Origin of the sequence: Streptomyces sp. NPDC059696, assembly GCF_042733745.1 — a bacterium.
Classification (GTDB): Bacteria; Actinomycetota; Actinomycetes; order Streptomycetales; family Streptomycetaceae; genus Streptomyces.
Genome location: NZ_JBHWFG010000010.1, coordinates 73,257 through 88,925 on the forward strand (window position 1 = coordinate 73,257; position 15,669 = coordinate 88,925).

At 72.9% G+C, this 15,669-nt stretch carries 16 protein-coding genes; 12 read left to right on the top strand and 4 right to left on the bottom strand.

The genetic code is table 11. From position 1 onward, the window contains the following. Positions 1-4 precede the first annotated feature (4 nt). Together ACFV20_RS13530 and ACFV20_RS13535 are read right to left on the bottom strand one after the other, a co-directional pair. Positions 5-1,246, bottom strand: a complete 1,242-nt coding sequence (locus tag ACFV20_RS13530) for a pyridoxal phosphate-dependent aminotransferase (protein ID WP_385656100.1) — start codon at positions 1,244-1,246, stop codon at positions 5-7. 8 nt (positions 1,247-1,254) lie between these two features. Then, a complete protein-coding gene (locus ACFV20_RS13535) occupies positions 1,255-2,571 on the bottom strand; it encodes a KamA family radical SAM protein (protein WP_385655844.1) in 1,317 nt (438 codons plus the stop codon). A 337-nt stretch (positions 2,572-2,908) separates the two neighbouring features. Between ACFV20_RS13535 and ACFV20_RS13540 the strand changes: the two genes are divergently transcribed. Genes ACFV20_RS13540 through ACFV20_RS13590 form a run of 11 tightly spaced genes read left to right on the top strand, consistent with a single transcriptional unit; the run spans position 2,909 to position 12,380 of the window. Beyond that, positions 2,909-3,628: a thioesterase domain-containing protein gene (locus ACFV20_RS13540; protein WP_385655846.1), complete on the top strand. Its 720-nt coding sequence runs from the start codon at positions 2,909-2,911 to the stop codon at positions 3,626-3,628. Beyond that, positions 3,621-4,871: a glutamate-5-semialdehyde dehydrogenase gene (locus ACFV20_RS13545; RefSeq protein ID WP_385655848.1), complete on the top strand. Its 1,251-nt coding sequence runs from the start codon at positions 3,621-3,623 to the stop codon at positions 4,869-4,871. The genes ACFV20_RS13540 and ACFV20_RS13545 overlap by 8 nt, the downstream gene beginning before the upstream one ends. Before the next feature lie 33 nt (positions 4,872-4,904). Next, complete coding sequence (locus ACFV20_RS13550) at positions 4,905-5,186, top strand: acyl carrier protein (RefSeq protein WP_385655849.1); 282 nt, start codon at positions 4,905-4,907, stop codon at positions 5,184-5,186. Beyond that, entirely contained in the window at positions 5,183-6,508 is a 1,326-nt protein-coding gene (locus ACFV20_RS13555; RefSeq protein ID WP_385655851.1) for a TrpB-like pyridoxal phosphate-dependent enzyme, read from the top strand. Before ACFV20_RS13550 ends, ACFV20_RS13555 begins: the two co-directional genes overlap by 4 nt. Continuing rightward, on the top strand, positions 6,505-7,356 hold the full coding sequence (locus ACFV20_RS13560) for a hypothetical protein (protein WP_385655853.1): 852 nt from the start codon (positions 6,505-6,507) through the stop codon (positions 7,354-7,356). Before ACFV20_RS13555 ends, ACFV20_RS13560 begins: the two co-directional genes overlap by 4 nt. Before the next feature lie 46 nt (positions 7,357-7,402). Next, positions 7,403-7,663 carry an acyl carrier protein gene (locus ACFV20_RS13565; RefSeq protein ID WP_385655855.1) on the top strand — a complete coding sequence of 87 codons (261 nt, stop codon included), beginning with the start codon at positions 7,403-7,405 and terminating at the stop codon, positions 7,661-7,663. Continuing rightward, the gene (locus tag ACFV20_RS13570) at positions 7,660-8,769 is read left to right on the top strand and encodes an acyl-CoA dehydrogenase family protein (RefSeq protein WP_385655857.1); all 1,110 of its coding nucleotides are present in this window, start codon (positions 7,660-7,662) and stop codon (positions 8,767-8,769) included. The genes ACFV20_RS13565 and ACFV20_RS13570 overlap by 4 nt, the downstream gene beginning before the upstream one ends. Further along, the gene (locus ACFV20_RS13575; RefSeq protein WP_385655858.1) at positions 8,766-9,368 is read left to right on the top strand and encodes a 4'-phosphopantetheinyl transferase family protein; all 603 of its coding nucleotides are present in this window, start codon (positions 8,766-8,768) and stop codon (positions 9,366-9,368) included. The genes ACFV20_RS13570 and ACFV20_RS13575 overlap by 4 nt, the downstream gene beginning before the upstream one ends. Further along, positions 9,365-10,243 carry a hypothetical protein gene (locus tag ACFV20_RS13580; RefSeq protein WP_385655860.1) on the top strand — a complete coding sequence of 293 codons (879 nt, stop codon included), beginning with the start codon at positions 9,365-9,367 and terminating at the stop codon, positions 10,241-10,243. Before ACFV20_RS13575 ends, ACFV20_RS13580 begins: the two co-directional genes overlap by 4 nt. Continuing rightward, a complete protein-coding gene (locus ACFV20_RS13585) occupies positions 10,230-10,787 on the top strand; it encodes a flavin reductase family protein (RefSeq protein WP_385655861.1) in 558 nt (185 codons plus the stop codon). The genes ACFV20_RS13580 and ACFV20_RS13585 overlap by 14 nt, the downstream gene beginning before the upstream one ends. 12 nt (positions 10,788-10,799) lie before the next feature. Continuing rightward, on the top strand, positions 10,800-12,380 hold the full coding sequence (locus ACFV20_RS13590) for an AMP-binding protein (RefSeq protein WP_385655863.1): 1,581 nt from the start codon (positions 10,800-10,802) through the stop codon (positions 12,378-12,380). A gap of 57 nt (positions 12,381-12,437) precedes the next feature. On the opposite strand, the gene ACFV20_RS13595 is transcribed toward ACFV20_RS13590, so the two are convergent. Next, positions 12,438-13,364 carry a LysR family transcriptional regulator gene (locus ACFV20_RS13595; RefSeq protein ID WP_385655865.1) on the bottom strand — a complete coding sequence of 309 codons (927 nt, stop codon included), beginning with the start codon at positions 13,362-13,364 and terminating at the stop codon, positions 12,438-12,440. Between the two features lie 446 nt (positions 13,365-13,810). Between ACFV20_RS13595 and ACFV20_RS13600 the strand changes: the two genes are divergently transcribed. Next, the gene (locus ACFV20_RS13600) at positions 13,811-15,187 is read left to right on the top strand and encodes an APC family permease (RefSeq protein WP_385655866.1); all 1,377 of its coding nucleotides are present in this window, start codon (positions 13,811-13,813) and stop codon (positions 15,185-15,187) included. Positions 15,188-15,229: 42 nt separating this feature from the next. On the opposite strand, the gene ACFV20_RS13605 is transcribed toward ACFV20_RS13600, so the two are convergent. Next, entirely contained in the window at positions 15,230-15,415 is a 186-nt protein-coding gene (locus tag ACFV20_RS13605) for a hypothetical protein (protein WP_385655867.1), read from the bottom strand. Positions 15,416-15,669: the final 254 nt, after the last annotated feature.

Below are 15,669 nucleotides of genomic sequence, written 5' to 3' on the forward strand. Positions count from 1 at the left end.
GTGGTCAGGCGCCGAGTTTGGCGAAGCCTTCTGCGACGCGGATGAGGGCGTCGGCGACGTGCGGAAGGGCGAGCGGGTCGGGGGCCGCGAGAGCGGCCTCCTGTTCCTCGTCGGTGTCGCCGTAGAGCATGCTGGTGGCGGCTTTGAAGCGCAGCGCGCCGGGATCGTCTCCGAGGTGGTGCCCGGCCAGCACGGCCAGGCCGTGCTCGTCCAGCAGATGACGGGCCAGCGCCGCCGATCCGTCCACCCCCCGCTGCGCCAGCGCCTCGCGCCGCGGCTCGAAGTCGGGGTAGACGTAGAACGCCCCGGTCGGCGGCCGGCAGGTGGCACCGGCGGCGACCGCCGCCGCGTGCACGGCCCGGGCCACGGCTCCGTGCAGGCGTGCGCTGGCCGCCAGCCGCTGCCGGATCTCGGGCGGATCCCCGAAGGCGTACTCGGCGACCTGCTGCATCGGGCCCGACAGGGTGGACCACATGTCACTGGCCACGGCGACCAGCCGGTCGCGCAGTGCGCGACCCCAAGCACCGGGGGGCACCCGCAGACCGCCGACGCGCCAGCCGCCGAGCGCCAGGGACTTGGACAGCCCGGTGGTCACCACGGTGCGGTCGGGGGCCACTTCGGCGGGGCTGAGGAACGGGGCGCCGGGCCGGTGCATGACGTCGCGGTAGATCTCGTCCGAGACGACGACCAGGTCCTCCGTCTCGGCGATGCGGCACACCCGCTCGATCAGCCCGGCGGAGGCGAGCGTGCCGGTCGGGTTGTCGGGGAGCGTGAGCACGACGATGCGCGGGTCGCCTCCCGTGCGGCGGGCGCGCTCGATGACCTCGGGGAGGGCGTCCGGGTCGGGGATTCCGCCGCACTCGGCGGGGATCGGGACGCCGTACACCTGCTTCCCCGCCATGCGGGCCTGCGGCTCGTAGGAGTTCCAGCTCGGACGCGGCAGGAGCACGTCGCCGGGCAGGACCAGGTCCAGTGCCATGAGCAGGGGCTTGCTGCCGGGGCCGAGCAGGACGTCCTGCGGGCCGGTGGGCAGGCCACGGCGCTCGAAGTACCCGGCGAGCGAGGAGAGAGCGTCGTGTGCTCCGGCGACGGGCCCGTACGCGCTGCGACGGGCACCGGCGCGCAGTTGCTCCACCAGCGGGCCGAAGGCGGGCAGGCGGGACTCGCCGAAGCCGAGGTGGACGACGGACCGGCCCTCGGCCCGCAGCCGTGCGACCTGTTCGTTGAGGGCGAGGTTGGGGGACATCGAGGCGTTCACGGGTGCAGCGCCTCCCGGATGTCCTGCGGCGTGTCCGCCGCGATCTCCAGGTCGCCGAGCCAGGTGGCGCCGGGGTCGAAGTGCGCCCGGAACGGGCGGCCGACCAGGGCCGGGTTGCGCGCCTGGGCCAGCCGCAACTGGAAGTACCGCTCCCCGCCGACGGTCTCCACACCGTCCACCACCACCTTGCCGGGCGTCGTGGACATCACCGGGCCGCGTACGGTGCGGGCGAGTCCGGGCAGGGTGCGGTAGGCGGTGTGGAAGATCTCCATCGCCCGGGCCAGCGGCACCTTGAAGTAGTCGTAGGGGCCGGTGTCACGTTCGACGAACATGTAGTACGGGACGGCGCCCAGGGCCAGTTCGGACTTCCACATGGAGGCCCAGGTCTCGGCGTCGTCGTTGATGTGCGCGACCATCGGGGCCTGGCAGTAGACCACGGCTCCCGTCGCCCGGATCCGCCGCACGGCCTCGGTCACCCGGGCGGTGTGCAGCTCGCGGGGGTGGGTGAAGTGGGCCATGACGGCGACCTGCTTGCCGGCGGCCGCGATGCGTTCGAAGAGCCGCAGCAGCGGCTCGGCGTCCGCGTCGCTCACGAACCGCTGCGGCCAGTAGGCGAGGGACTTGGTGCCGATGCGGACGGTGTTGACGCTCTCCACACCCAGCAGGGGTTCCAGATGGCCGGTGAGGCGGTCGGTGCTCATCACCAGCGGGTCACCCCCCGTCACCAGGACGTCGCTGACCTCGGGGTGGTCGTGCAGGTAGCGGACGAGGCGGTCCGGGCCGGGGGCGGCGAAGCGCAACGACGGGTCGCCCACGAACTGCGCCCACCGGAAGCAGTACGTGCAGAAGGAGTGGCAGGACTGGCCCTGCGTGGGGAAGTACAGCACCGTCTCGCGGTACTTGTGCTGCAGACCGGACAGTCGTTCGCCCTCGTGCACCGGCACGTTGTACTCGCGCTGACCGGAGGGGTGGGGGTTGAGACCGGCGCGTATCCGGGCGACCTCGGCGGCCATCTCGCGCTTGGTCGCCCCGGAGCGCACGAGCGACTCCAGGGAGCGCTCGTCCTCTTCGGGAAGCATGCCACGCTGGGGGAAGACCAGGCGGAACAGCGGGTCCTGCGCCGGATCCGTCCAGTCGATCAGCTCGTCGAGCACGTACTCGTTGACGCGGAACGGCAGGACGTGCGCCAGCAGGGCGATGCCGTCCCGCAGCTCCGTGGAAAGCCCGTAGCGCCGGACGACGTCGTCGATCTGCCGCGGACCGAAGGCACGGAAGCGGGTCGTGCCGACCGGTTGGTCGAGCATCAGTGTCATGCGGGGTCCCTCTGAATTCGGCGGAATAGCGGGGCGACGACAGGCCGGCCCTTGTCGGCGGTCGTGGCGTCGAGCGCCGATTACCCGGCAGGGATTGGTTGATTCGAGTTCGCTTCCCAAGCCATAGACGTTTCGTATGGCTACGATAAGAAGGCCGAATTCCGCCTCCTGGCCTGCGTTCATAATGACCGCTGCCGAGGGTGATAAGAGTCCTTTATGGGGTGCGAGCGGAATTCGTTTGAAAGCTGGGCGGCGCGGAAGTCGCTTCTCGTCAATGCCATTGAGCGCGGAAGGAAAGATCATCGATGATCGCTTGCCCCCGCCGCGGGCGCACCCCATGAGCCGCACGGACGTCGCCCAGCCGGTGCTCATGCCGATGGGCCGCCCCCGGCCCGGGGCGTGCAGCGTCCTCGTCCACGCCGCAGGCGGCGGCGTCGGGGCCTACACGGGCGTCGGCTTCGCCCTGCGCCGGTCCGGCCCGGTACACGCCCTGCGCGGCTACGGGCTGGCGCCGGGGGAGGAGCCGGACCGCAGCGTCGCCGCCATGACGGACCGCTACTGGCCGCTGCTCACGGAACTGCCCGCACCACCAAGGCTGTTGTTCGGCTGGTCACTCGGCGGCGTCATCGCCTGGGAACTGGCCGCCCGGCTGGCCGAGGAGGGGCAGCGGCCACGGGTCGTGATGGTCGACAGCCCCGCCGCGCGCATCGACCGCGACCCGGCAGCCGCACGACGGTGGCGCGAGCGGGTCCACGCCTCCCTCGCCGCCGACGACAGCGGCGTCCCCGCCGACCGGGTCGCCGCCACCGCCGACGCGCACCTCGACGCCGTCGTCTCCTACCGGCCGACGGTGCGCCACGACTGCCCCACCCTGCTGATGCCGTGCGCGGACGAGGACAACGACGACCACCTGGCCGCCTGGCGCGAGGTGGCCCCGAACCTGACCGTACGGCCGCTGCCCGGCGACCACTTCACCGCCTTCGACGGCGAGCGGCTGCCCCTTCTCCTGGACCACCTCGGAGCCTTCCTCACCAGCACCAAGGAGCAGCATGCCTGACGGCCTCCTGAGCCGGGCCCGCGCGGCCTTCGACGCGGCCCCGCCCGTGGGCGACCCCGCCTACGACCTCTACTGCCGTGTCCTCGGCGAGGAACTCCGCTCCCACTGGCCGCAGATCGCCAGGGCCAACGCGGCGGACGTCGCGGCGGCCCAGCGGCTCGGCATGCCACCCACGTTGGTGGAGCGGCTGCGTCTGACCGGCGTCCACCGGGACCGTATGGTCGAACTCGCCGCGATGACCCGGGACGAACTGCGCCAGGTGGGCGAGAGGGAGGTGCCCGTCCGCGGTGCCGCGCGGCACGTCCACCGCGTCCCGCGCCCCCTCGGCGTCGTCCTGATGGTCTACGAGGCGCGGCCCACCGTCACCGTGGACGGCGCCCTGCTGCCGGTCGCCGTCGGGAACGCCGTACTGCTGCGCGGCGGCAGGGAAACGGCCGCCACCAACGCCGCCCTCGAACGGGCCGTGCACGCCGCGCTCACCCGAGCGGGACTTCCCACGGGCCTCGTCACCGTGCTGGACGACCCGCAACGCCGTTTGCTGCGCGCCCTGTTGAAGCGGCCCGACCAGGTGGACGTGCTCATCCCGCGCGGCAGCCCCGCACTCGTGGAGCACTGCCGCAGCAGCGCCATCCCGCTGATCGCCGGCGGTGGCGGCGTCAACCACCTCTACGTCCATCGCAGCGCCGACCTGGACCTCGCCGTGCGTGCCACGCTCGACAGCAAGCTGCCCGAGCCAGCCGGCTGCACCTCCGTGGAGACACTGCTGCTCGACCGCTCCGTCGCCCGGGACTACTTCGATGCCCTCGCACGCGGGCTGGCGGGCCGTGAGACGGAGCTGACCCTGCACACGGCGCCCGAACTGGACGCTCTCGTCCCCTCCGCGCTCAAGACCGAACCCCTCGCCGCGCACGACCTGGGCCGGGAGTTCCTGGATCCGGTCGTCGCCGTCGTGCCGGTCGACGACGAGAACGCCGCACTGGACCACGTCCGCCGCCACGGCTCCGGGCACACCGAGGGCGTCATCGCCCGGGACCGGCACGTCATCGACGCGTTCCGGCGCCGCGCCGACGCCGCGATGATCGTGGTCAACGGCTCGCTGCGGCTGCACGACGGCCCGACCCTCGGCCTGGGCACCGAGATCGCCATCGCCACCGGCCGTCTGCACGTGCGCGGCCCCGTGACGCTCGGCGCGCTGGTCACCCACAGCTACGTCACCGACGGCGCCGGCGCGCTGCGCGGCTGACACCCGCCCCCCCTCCTTCCCGAAAGGCGTTCCATGCCCCAGGACCTTTCCCTCGACCGCGACGCCGTCGCCACCGTCGTCAAGAAGGTGGTCATCGCCGAGTCGCGGCTCTCCCTCCCGCCCGACCGCGTCGCCGACGACGAACCGCTCGTCGGGGAGCTGCTGAACGTGAACTCGCTCGGGTTCGTCGGCATGCTCGTGCGGATCGAGGACGAACTCGACGTCATCCTGCCCGACGACCTCTTCGTGGGGCGCAGCTTCCGCACCGTCCGGGACCTGATCGACGTCGTGACGTCCGCGGAGGTGCAGCGGTGACGAACGGTGTCCCGACCCGCTGGCGCAGTGTCCTTCCCCACCTGTCCGAACCCCTCCCGCCGGACCGCACACCACCCCGCTCCGGTGACGGGTCCGGCGAGATAAAGATCAACATCCCGACCGAGCTGATCCGGCACAGCGTCTCCGCCCGCGAGTACTGGGACATCCCCGCCCCGGTCGTCGAACGCTACCGGCAGTACCGCCCGACCCCGCTGTGGCGTGCTCGCGGTTTCGAGGAGGCCGTCGGCGCTCGCGTGCCCGTGTACGTCAAGAACGAAGGCGTCAACATCTCCGGCAGCCACAAGCTCAACACGGCGCTGGCACAGGCCTACTACTACCAGAAGGCCGGCGTGAAGGAGCTGGTGACCGGCACCGGTGCGGGCCAGTGGGGCACCGCCATGGCTGCGGCGTGCGCCCTGTTCGGGCTGCGCTGCCGGGTCTTCATGGTCGAGTCCAGCCTGCGGCGCAAGCCCTACCGGGGGGTCCTGATGCGCATGCTGGGCGCCGAGGTGCACGCCAGCCCCAGCGGCATGACCAAGGTCTCCGCCAAGGAGGACCCGGCCGCCGGCAACAGCCTCTCGCTCGCCATCGGGGAGGCCGTCGAGTACGCCGCCGAACACGACCAGGTGGCCTTCTGCATCGGCAGCGGAGAGACGTACAGCATCCTGCACCAGTCCGTGATCGGCCTGGAGGCGCAGGAGCAACTCGCGGAGCTGGACGCCGAGATCGGAGCGGTCGTCGGCTGCGTGGGCGCCGGATCCAACTTCGGGGGCATCGCACTGCCCTTCCACGCCGACGCCCGCGCGGCCGGCAGCAGCGGGCCCCGCCTGGTCGCCGCCGAGTCCAGCAGCACCCCGAAACTGACCCGCGGCGTCTACGCGTACGACAAGACCGACGCCACCGGCAGCGGCCCGATGGAGGCCATGTACACCATCGGCAGCGACTACCGGATCCCGGACGCGCACACCGCGGGTCTGCGCTTCCACGGCGCGGCGAAGCTCGTCTCCGCGATGCGCCACAGCGGGGACATCGACGCCATGGCCGTCAGCCAGGCGGACGCCCTGGACGCGGGCCGGCTGCTCGCCCGTCACGAAAGCGTGCTGCCGGCGCCCGAGTCCGGCCACGCCCTGGCGGCCGCCGCACGCATCGCGGCCTCGCCCGACGCCGTCGGCGGGGTCCTGGTGTGCGTCAGCGGGCACGGTTACCTGGACCTGGGGGCCTACGAGCACTTCCTCGACGGCGGGGTGGAGGACCAGTCCCCGCCCGACGGAGCGCTCGCCCGTGCCGTCGCCGGGCTGACACGGGTGGAGGCCCACCCGTGACGGCCACCGCGGCCGCCTCCGTGCGGACCGGGATCCTCGACTGCGTCCAGGTCAACCTGGCCGTCCTCGCGGACCGCCAGCACGGACCGGAACACCACCTCGCGCTCGGGGCGCGCCTGCGCTTTCGGCCCAGGCCCGGCCCCGACGGCCTGCCCACGGTGGACCCCGCACCGGAGGAGCACCTGCGCGACGGAGCCGCTCTCCTGGGCCTGCGGCCGGACGCCCTCGCCCACCGCGTCCCCCCGGACGGACTGCGCGCCCTGGCCCGACGCACGTCGGTGGTCTACGCCGTCGCCGACTCCTACGACATGCCGTGGCTGCCCTACGCGGGCCGGGCACACATGGAGCACAGCTTCCTGGTCGGCGCGCACCGCGACGGTGCCGAGGTCGAGGACGCGTACGACAACGAGACCGCGTGGGGCCCGGCCCGGCCCGGCCGGTGGACGTTCCCCTGGGAGCGCCTGCCCACCGCGTCCTTCGCCTGCGGCCTGACGCCCGAGCCCGAGTACCGCGCGCCCCGTCCGGAGCTGTGCCTGGACGATCCGGCGCCCTACGTGGAGGCCTACACCGCCCACCCCGACCGGCTCGCCGCCCTGCGCCGGCTGACCGCGGAGACCTGGCTGCTGACGCGGGCCCGGCATCTGCACGCCGCCTACCGCGAACACCTCGGAGAGCGGCTGGACGCACGGGACCACCTGCGCCGCTGGGACCGGCTCACGGCGACCGCGTTCATCGCACAGCGGCGCGCCGAACGCGGCCGGCCGGTCCCCGGGGACCTGCTGCCCGAACTGGCGTCCCTGCTCACCGCCGACCACGAGGTGTTCGCCGTAGCACCCCACCGACCCTGAGCCCGGCCCAGCCGGCCCTCACCACCACCCACCCGACGGAGAAGCCGTGAACCAGCCCTTCATCGACCTGCTGACGCCCTTCCTCCCCAACCTCGGGGACCGCCCCCTCACCGAGGACAGCCGTCTGCACGACCTCGGCCTGAACTCCATGAAGGCCATCGACCTGCTCTTCGCCATCGAGGACGGGCTCGGGGTCTCCCTCCCGGACGAGGACCTCAACGACAGCACCTTCGCCACCGCCGGCAGTCTGTGGGCCGCGGTGCAGCGGGCGGGCGCCGCCGAGGGCGACCGCAGGGCGGCGGCATGAGCGCCTTCGCGGTACGGGAGCCCACCACCGCCGGCTCCCGGCTCGGCACACTGCCCGCCGACGCGAGCGGGGCCGACCTGTGGCGCGTTCTCGGCACGGAGAACCGGCTGGCCGGCGTCTACCGCGACAACGACCCGCGCCGGGGCGTCGACGCGGCAGCGCTGGGCGCGCTGCTGACGGACGTCGACCACCGCTTCGGCGTCGGCTCCACGCTGGCCGTGACCGTCCCCCTGGCCACCTGCCTGCCGCTGCTGGCCGGAGGAACCGGCCCCGTCGCCCGGACGCTCGGCGACAGCCTCGACGGCCGCACCGTCGTGGCCCTCGCCGCCACCGACGAGGACTCCGGCTGCGACCTGGCGGCACTGGACACGCGCGTCTCCTTCGACGGGGACCACATCCGGCTCGACGGCACCAAACGCTGGATCACCAACGCGACGACGTGCGGCGCCGCCCTCGTCCTCGCCCGCCACCGGCCGGGCCCCCACTTCACCAACTTCACCTGGGTGCTCGTACCGGCCGGCACACCCGGCGTGCGGGTGCGGCCCGCCGAGACGGAACTGTTCGACGGATCCGGCACCGGCCACCTCACCTTCGACGGCGTCCGGCTGACCCGCGATCACGTCGTGGGCGGCACCGGCCGGGGACTCAGCGCCTTCGCGGCCCACATCGCCACCGAGCGCCTGGCCGGGGCCCTGTGGGCGGTCGCCCTGTGCGACCGGGTGCTGCGCGACACCGCCCGGTACCTGGGGAAACGCCGCCACGGCAGCGGAGTCCTGTGGGAGCGGGAGGAGATACGCCGGCGCTGGGCGGGCGCACTGCTGCGCTCCCGTCAGCACCGCGCCCTGACCGAAAGCCTCACCGAGGCGGTCGCCGCCCGGCGTGACACCGCGGCCGCCGCGCTGCTCAAGGCCAGTGCCGCCGAGACCGTCGAGCACGTCCTCGACGTGTGCGCCCACCTCCAGGGCGCGCACGGCTTCCGCACCGGCGGCCCGCAACACCTGCGGGCGCAGGCGGCCCTGTTCGGGATCGGCGGCGGCACGACCGAGGTCGTCCTGGGCATCGTGGCCGGGACGGCCGCCGAGAGCGGTCCCGGGGAGCTGCCGTGAACGTCCTGGAGATCGGCCCGGGAGTGTGGGCGGCCACCGGTGAGGCGTCCACCGGCCGCCTCACCCCCGCCGACCACGCCGCGGCACGCGGCCGTCCGGCCTGGCGCTCCCGCCAGCTCCTCCGGGGACGCGCGCTCCTGCGCGAGCTGCTCGCCGAGGTCGCACCGGACGGTGCCGGGGCGCGGATCGTGGCCGGCCACAACGGCAAACCGGTCCTGGCGGGCCCGGCCCGGCCCGGCATCAGCATCTCCCACGACGGGGAACACACCGTCGTGGCCGTCGCGCCCGGCCGCCGTGTCGGAGTCGACGTGCAGATGCCGCCCCACCACGTGGGCCACGCCATGGTCCGCCGGTGCGCAGCCCCCTACACCCACCATCTGTTCGGCCTGCCGGAGCCCCTGCGGCACACCGTCTTCACGGAGATCTGGACGGTCCAGGAAGCCTGCGTGAAGACCGACGGCACCGGCATCGGGGGCCGCCCCTGGAGCATCGACGTGCCCCCGCACCTCGACCACGGTGACTGGCGCGGACTGCGCTGGCGCAAGGTGCGAGACCTCACCGACGTACCCGTGGCCTGCGCCTGGGAGGCGACACCATGACACCTGCCCTGTCCTGCTACTCCACCGCGCTGGTGGAGTACCTGGGAGGCACGGCGGCCGACCGGCTGGCGGAGGCGGTGCACCTGTGGGTGCGCACCGACGCCCCGGACGGCACACTCGCCTTCTCCCACCACGACCGCATCGACGGCGGGACCCTGGTCCACGACCACCGCTCCGACTGGCCGTCGGCCCGGGCAGCACTGACCGGCCTGCTCGCCGAACAGGGGCAGGTGATCGTGTCGGGCAACGCCTTCCACCTCCCCTGGTCGCCGCACCACGGGGTGCGCGCCGTCCCGCACTGGTTCCTGCTGCTGGCCCACGCCACCAACGGGTGGCGGGTGAGCGACCCGTTCCACGCCCTGATGCCCGGCGGCGAGCAACTGCCGTACGCGGACGTGCTCGACGACCACGCGCTGCGCCGGGCGCTGACGCCGGTCGGGCCGCTCGACCCGGCCGTCCGCAACCGGGACGTGCACGCCCTGGGAGAGCCCGCGGACATCGGCCCCACGGACGCCTACCGCTGGCTGCGCCGGGACACCACCGCCCCGAGCGGCCCCCCGGTGCAGTGGCCGGGCACCTGGCTGCGCGAGCCGGGAGAGGTGCTCGCCCACCTGCGGGACCGCCTCACCTCCGACGGGGACCTGCTGGAGCGGCACGTCGACGACGTGTGGGCAGCGTCGCGCCACCACCTCCACCGCTTGGGGGCGGATCCCGACCCCGGCCTGGCCGACGCCTGGACGCAGCTTCCCAAGGCCCTGCGTTTCGCCGCCGACTCCGCACGGCGCGGACGATCCCGCACCGGTGTGGTCGAGCGGGCGTTCGACACCCTCGCCGGGCTCTCGACCCGCACGGAGGTGAGCCGTGCTCGGAGTTGAGACGTCGGCCCACCAGTCGGCCCCGCCCGTCGAGACGGGGGTGGACGAAGCGCTCTTCCGTGCGGCGATGACCGGTCTGGCGAAGTGCGTCGCCGTCACCACCGCCCTCGGACCGAACGGCCCGGTGGGGTGCACCACGACCTCGCTGATGTCGCTGTCCGTGGCGCCGCCGAGCGTGCTGCTGGCCTTCGGCGCGGGCGGCCGTACTGTGGGCGACCTGCTCGGCGCCGGGCGCTTCGCCGTCAACGTGCTGTCCCACACACAGGGTCCGCTGGTCGGGCGCTTCGCCACCGGCACGCCCGCGCAGCGCTTCCGGGACACCCCGCACGCCGTGCTCCGGGGCGTGCCCGTCCTGCACGACGCCGCTCTCGTGATCACCTGCGACGTCACGGAGACCTGCACCGCGGTCGACCACGTCCTGGTGGTCGGCACCGTACGTCATCTCACCGTCGCCCCCGCTTCCCCGCTGGTGCTCGTCACCGGTGAACCGCACATCGCCACACCCGTGCCACCTGCCCCGGCCGAGACCGACAACCTGCGTTGACCTGGAGAGACCATGCGTGCGACTCCCGCACCCGCCGTGACCCACCGGCCCGACGAACGCTTCGACGAGTTCCTCCTGGCCGCCGCGGCCACGCTTCCCGACCAGCCCGCCGTGGTGGAGTACGCGGACGGCGCGCAACGGGTGACGACCTTCCGCCGCCTGCGCGAGGCCGCCGAGCGGTATGCCGCCGAACTGGACCGCTTCGGCCTGCGGATCGGCGACCGCGTCATGGTGGTGTCCGACACGTCCGCCGAGTCCGTCGCCCTGGTACTGGCGTGTTCGTCGCGCGGTCTGCCCTTCGTCCCGGTCAGCCCGGAGACGCCGGCCGAACGGCGGGAGACGATCGAGCGGCTGGCCGAGCCCGCGCTGTGCCTGAGCGCCGATGGAGCACCGGGCGCGGCCGTGGGGCACGGCCGGTTCGGCGGAGGCCGCATCGAGGTGCCGCGCCCACCGGTGCGCCGGAAGCGGCTGCGGCGCGCCGTGACCCCGACCGACACCGCCTACATCATCTTCACGTCGGGCACCACGGGCCGGCCCAAGGGCGTGGTGATGAGCCACCGGTCCGTCGTCGCCTTCTACCGGGGCATGCTGGCCGAGGAGTTCGTGTCCGTGGGTGACCGCGTGGCGTCGACCTCGCCGCTCCAGTTCGACTTCTCGCTGCTGGACATCGGCATGGCGCTGGGCGGCGGAGCGGCGGTGGCTCCCGTCCCGCGGGCCCTGCTGCGCTGGCCGACGAGGTTCCTCAAGGTGCTGCGCGTCACCCGGGCCACCCACGTCAACGGCGTGCCGTCCATCTGGCGGCAGTCGCTGCGCCACATCCCCGGCGAACTGGCCGATCTGCCGGATCTGCGGGGAGTGCTCTTCTGCGGGGAGGAGTTCCCGCTCGGCGAGTTGCGCCACCTCCAGCGCCTGCGGCCCGGCATCCGCCTCATCAACTGCTACGGGGCGACGGAATCCATGGCAGCCAGCTTCGCCGAGGTCCCCGACCCGCTGCCCGACGACGTCACGCACCTGTCGATCGGCGCCGGACACCAGGGCACCGACATCCTCCTGCTGGACGCCGAGGGGGCGCCCGTGGGCCGGGAGGGCGTCGTCGGCGAGATGTACCTGCGCAGCCCGGCCCTGATGACCGGCTATTGGGGGGACGCCGAGGCGACGGACGCCGTCCTCGTCACCGACCCGCTGGAGCCCCGCTCAGGGCAGCGCGTGCTGCGGACCGGCGATCTGGCCTACCGGGACGCCGCGGGGACACTGCGTTTCTGCGGGCGGCGGGACTCCCAGGTGCAGATCCGCGGCAACCGTGTGGAGCCGGCCGAGGTGCAGCGGCGGCTGCTGGCCCATCCGGACGTCGGCGAGGCGGCCGTCGTGGTGTACGAAGGGCCTGACGGTGACGCCGAGTTGAGCGCGTTCGTCGTGCTGTCCGACGACGCCGCCGGTACGGCCGAGAGCGATCTGCGCGCGTTCTGCCTGCGCTCGATGCCCGCGTACATGGCGCCAGGTGTGGTGCGCATCGTGGACAGCCTCCCCGTCAACCAGCACGGCAAGACCGACCACCGGCGGCTGCGCGACCGACTCCTCACGGACGCCGCCTGATCGGCCCGTGGGCGCCGCGGCTTCCGCAGTGGGGCCGCGGGCCCGTCGCGGGCCCGGTCAGCCTGCGCCGACCACGTCGGAGGCGGCCTTCAGCACGGCGTCGAGGGTCGGGTGCCCGGCGTCGTCGCGCCGCCACAGAGCCTGTGTGTAGGTGGGGGTGGCGGGTCGCCAGTCCACCACCCGGCGGAGCCGGCCGTCGGCGATGTCCTCGGCGACGGCGATCTCGGGAAGGAGTCCCACGCCTATGCCGCTCTCGGCCATGCGCTTCACCGCGGTGATGGAATCGAGTTTCAGGGTCCGCCCCGCCCGCAGCGTCGACTCGACCTCGGTCAGGAGCCCGCCGCAGTGACGGACGTCGAGATCGGCGGTGACGAGTATCGACGACACCGCCTTCCCGGGGCCCGAGCGGCCGGAGCCCGGTCGCCCGGCGGCCACCAGGGTGAACGGCTCGGGGCAGAGGTCGCAGCGCTCCAGGTCCTCGTCCGGCGCCGCGCTTCCAATCATGAACACGCAGTCCATCTGCCCGTCGCGCAGCATGGCGAGAGCTTCCTGGGGCGTGGACAGCCGCAGGGACACGTCCATGTCGGGATACCGCAGGAGCAAGTATTCGATGAGCGGCAGCAGCCGGTGGTTGATGAGGCTTTCCGGCGCACCGACGCAGAATTTCCCCTGCGGCGTGTGAGAGGAGTCGGCAATACGCCGCACGTGACCGCTGAGCCGCACGATCTCGCGGGCCTGTCGGAGGATGGAGTGACCGGCTCTCGTCGGCCGGACACCGCCGGGAAGGCGCTCCAGCAGGGTCAGACCGAGCGACCGCTCCAGTGCTTTGATGCGATTGGTCACCGTGGGCTGGGTCACCTGGAGCAGGCTCGCCGCTCGTGTCACACTTCCCGCGTCCACGGCGCCCAGAAATGCCTCGATATGCCGTGTATCCAATTTTTCCCCCGTGTGAGTCGACCCGTCGAAAATGCGAGCCGACGTCATGTCGGCTTTCTTCCCTCGCCCCGTCGTCCTGAAATTCCGGCCACGGACGTAAGAGCGTCAACGGTGTCTGCGAGCGTAGCGTCACCCTTCTGCACCATCAATACGTTTGGTAGGTGCATATATGGGGAGGCGGCTTTAGCCGGACGGATGATTTCACGTCAGTTCGAAGAGGGTGCGCGACCGGTTTTTCACGGGGCCCGGAGGCCGGTCCGCAGACCTTTGCCCGCACGGCAGCCAGGGAGGGCAGAACCGGCCGGCCCACCCCTCCGATCTGTCCGCCCGCCCGGTTCCCGACCCGCGTACCAGGGTGCGAAACGAGCCATTGGCCGGGGGCCGACTGCCGCGGCCGGATGCCCCGGCCCACGATCGTTGCCGGAACCGCCTCCCCACACGCCCCGCGGTCATCACCGAGCGTGCGTCCCCCGTTATGGGGGACACGACGCGGTATGGCGAGAGAAGCAGAGACCAGCGGCACGGCACAGTCGGTGGAGCAGGCGGGCGCACCGGAGGGAACGGCGCTCAAGCGCGCGCTGACGACCCCGCTGCTGTACTTCTTCATCCTGGGTGACGTGCTCGGCGCCGGCGTGTACGTCCTGATCGGCCAGGTCGCGGCCGACGCCGGGGGAGCGGTGTGGGTGCCGCTGGTCGTCGCGCTTCTGCTCGCCCTGCTGACCGCTGCCTCCTACGCCGAGCTGGCGACGAAGTATCCGCGGGCGGGCGGAGCCTCCCACTACACCACACGCGCCTTCGGGCCGTTCGCCGGATTCCTCGCGGGCTTCTGCATGCTGGCCGCCGGTCTCGTCTCCGTCGCGGCCCTCGCCCGCGGCTTCGGCGGCGACTACCTGTCGGCCTTCGTCACCCTGCCCGTGGGGCTCGTGGCCGTGCTGTTCCTGGCCCTGCTCGCCCTCGTCAACGCGCGAGGCATCCAGGAGTCGACCCGGGCCAACGTCGTCGCCACCGTCGTCGAGGTGGGCGGGCTGGTCGTCATCGTCGCCCTCGGCGCGTGGCTGCTGCTCCGCGGCGACGGTGACATGGGGCGGCTCGTGCAGCTGGGCACGCCGGAGAAGGGGGCGGCGGCGGCCGTGCTCAGCGGCTCGGTCCTGGCGTACTACTCCTTCGTCGGGTTCGAGACCTCGGTGAACGTCGCCGAGGAGACCCGTGACCCCAGGCGTTCCTACCCGCGCGCCCTGTTCGGCGCCCTCGCCACCGCCGGGGCCGTGTACGTGCTGGTGGGCATCGCCGCCTCCGCAGCGGTACCCACCTCCCGGCTGGCCGAGTCGAGCGGGCCCTTGCTGGAGGTCGTGCAGGAGGCGGGCGGCGTCCCGCCCCGCGTGTTCAGCGCCATCGCACTCGTCGCCGTCGCCAACGGCGCGCTGCTCACCGGCATCATGTCCTCGCGCCTGGCCTACGGCATGGCGAGGGACGGCCTGCTGCCCGCCGCGCTGACGAAGGTGCTGCCGGGCCGCCGTACGCCATGGGCCTCGATCGCGGTCACCACGCTGCTGGCGATGCTGCTGTCACTCACCGGCAGCGTCGCCACCCTGGCGTCCACCCTGGTCCTTCTGCTGCTGGTCGTCTTCCTCATGGTCAACACGGCGGTTCTGGTCCTTCGCCGCGACCCGGGCAAGACCGACCACTTCAGGGCTCCCACCGCACTGCCAGTGCTGGGCATCGGGTCCTGCGTCCTGCTGGCCACGCAGATCGAGACACAGGTGTGGCTGCGCGGGCTGGCGATCCTGGCCGTCGGCGCCGTACTCGGCGCAGTCACCGCCCTGCGGCGCAACAGAACAGCCGGCAGGGGCGGTGACGCGCCTGCCGGCTGAACGAGAGTGGCGCCGCTCCGAGCCCGGGCGGTCCTGTCCGCTTCAGTCGCCCGCGGAGCGGCCCTCGAAGTCACGCCGCACAGCAGCACCTTCGTCTTCGACCAGTCCGCCCCCGGAGGGGAGGTCCAGCACCGCGCCGCAGTGGCGGCACAGCTTCCCGTCCTCCGCCGGCGTGCCGCACGCCTTGCAGAACCGGTTGCCCTGCTCGTTCTCGATCTCCTGCGTCATGACTCTCCGAGTGCAGCTTGACAGTGATGGGTCCGGAAGCGGGGTACCCGGGGCGCCGGAGTCGATTCCGCGGACCATCGGCCGGCCGACGGACCAATCCACCGGTCGTCGTGCGGCGGCGGCCCATCCCCAACGGCGACCCGGCGCCCCCCGGCCCGGAAGGCGACGCGCTCCCACCCGGCGATGACGGCTCCCCCTCATGGGCCGGCTGCCGACCTCCCGGTTCACCCCCCGGGGCCGACGACCTCCCGGTT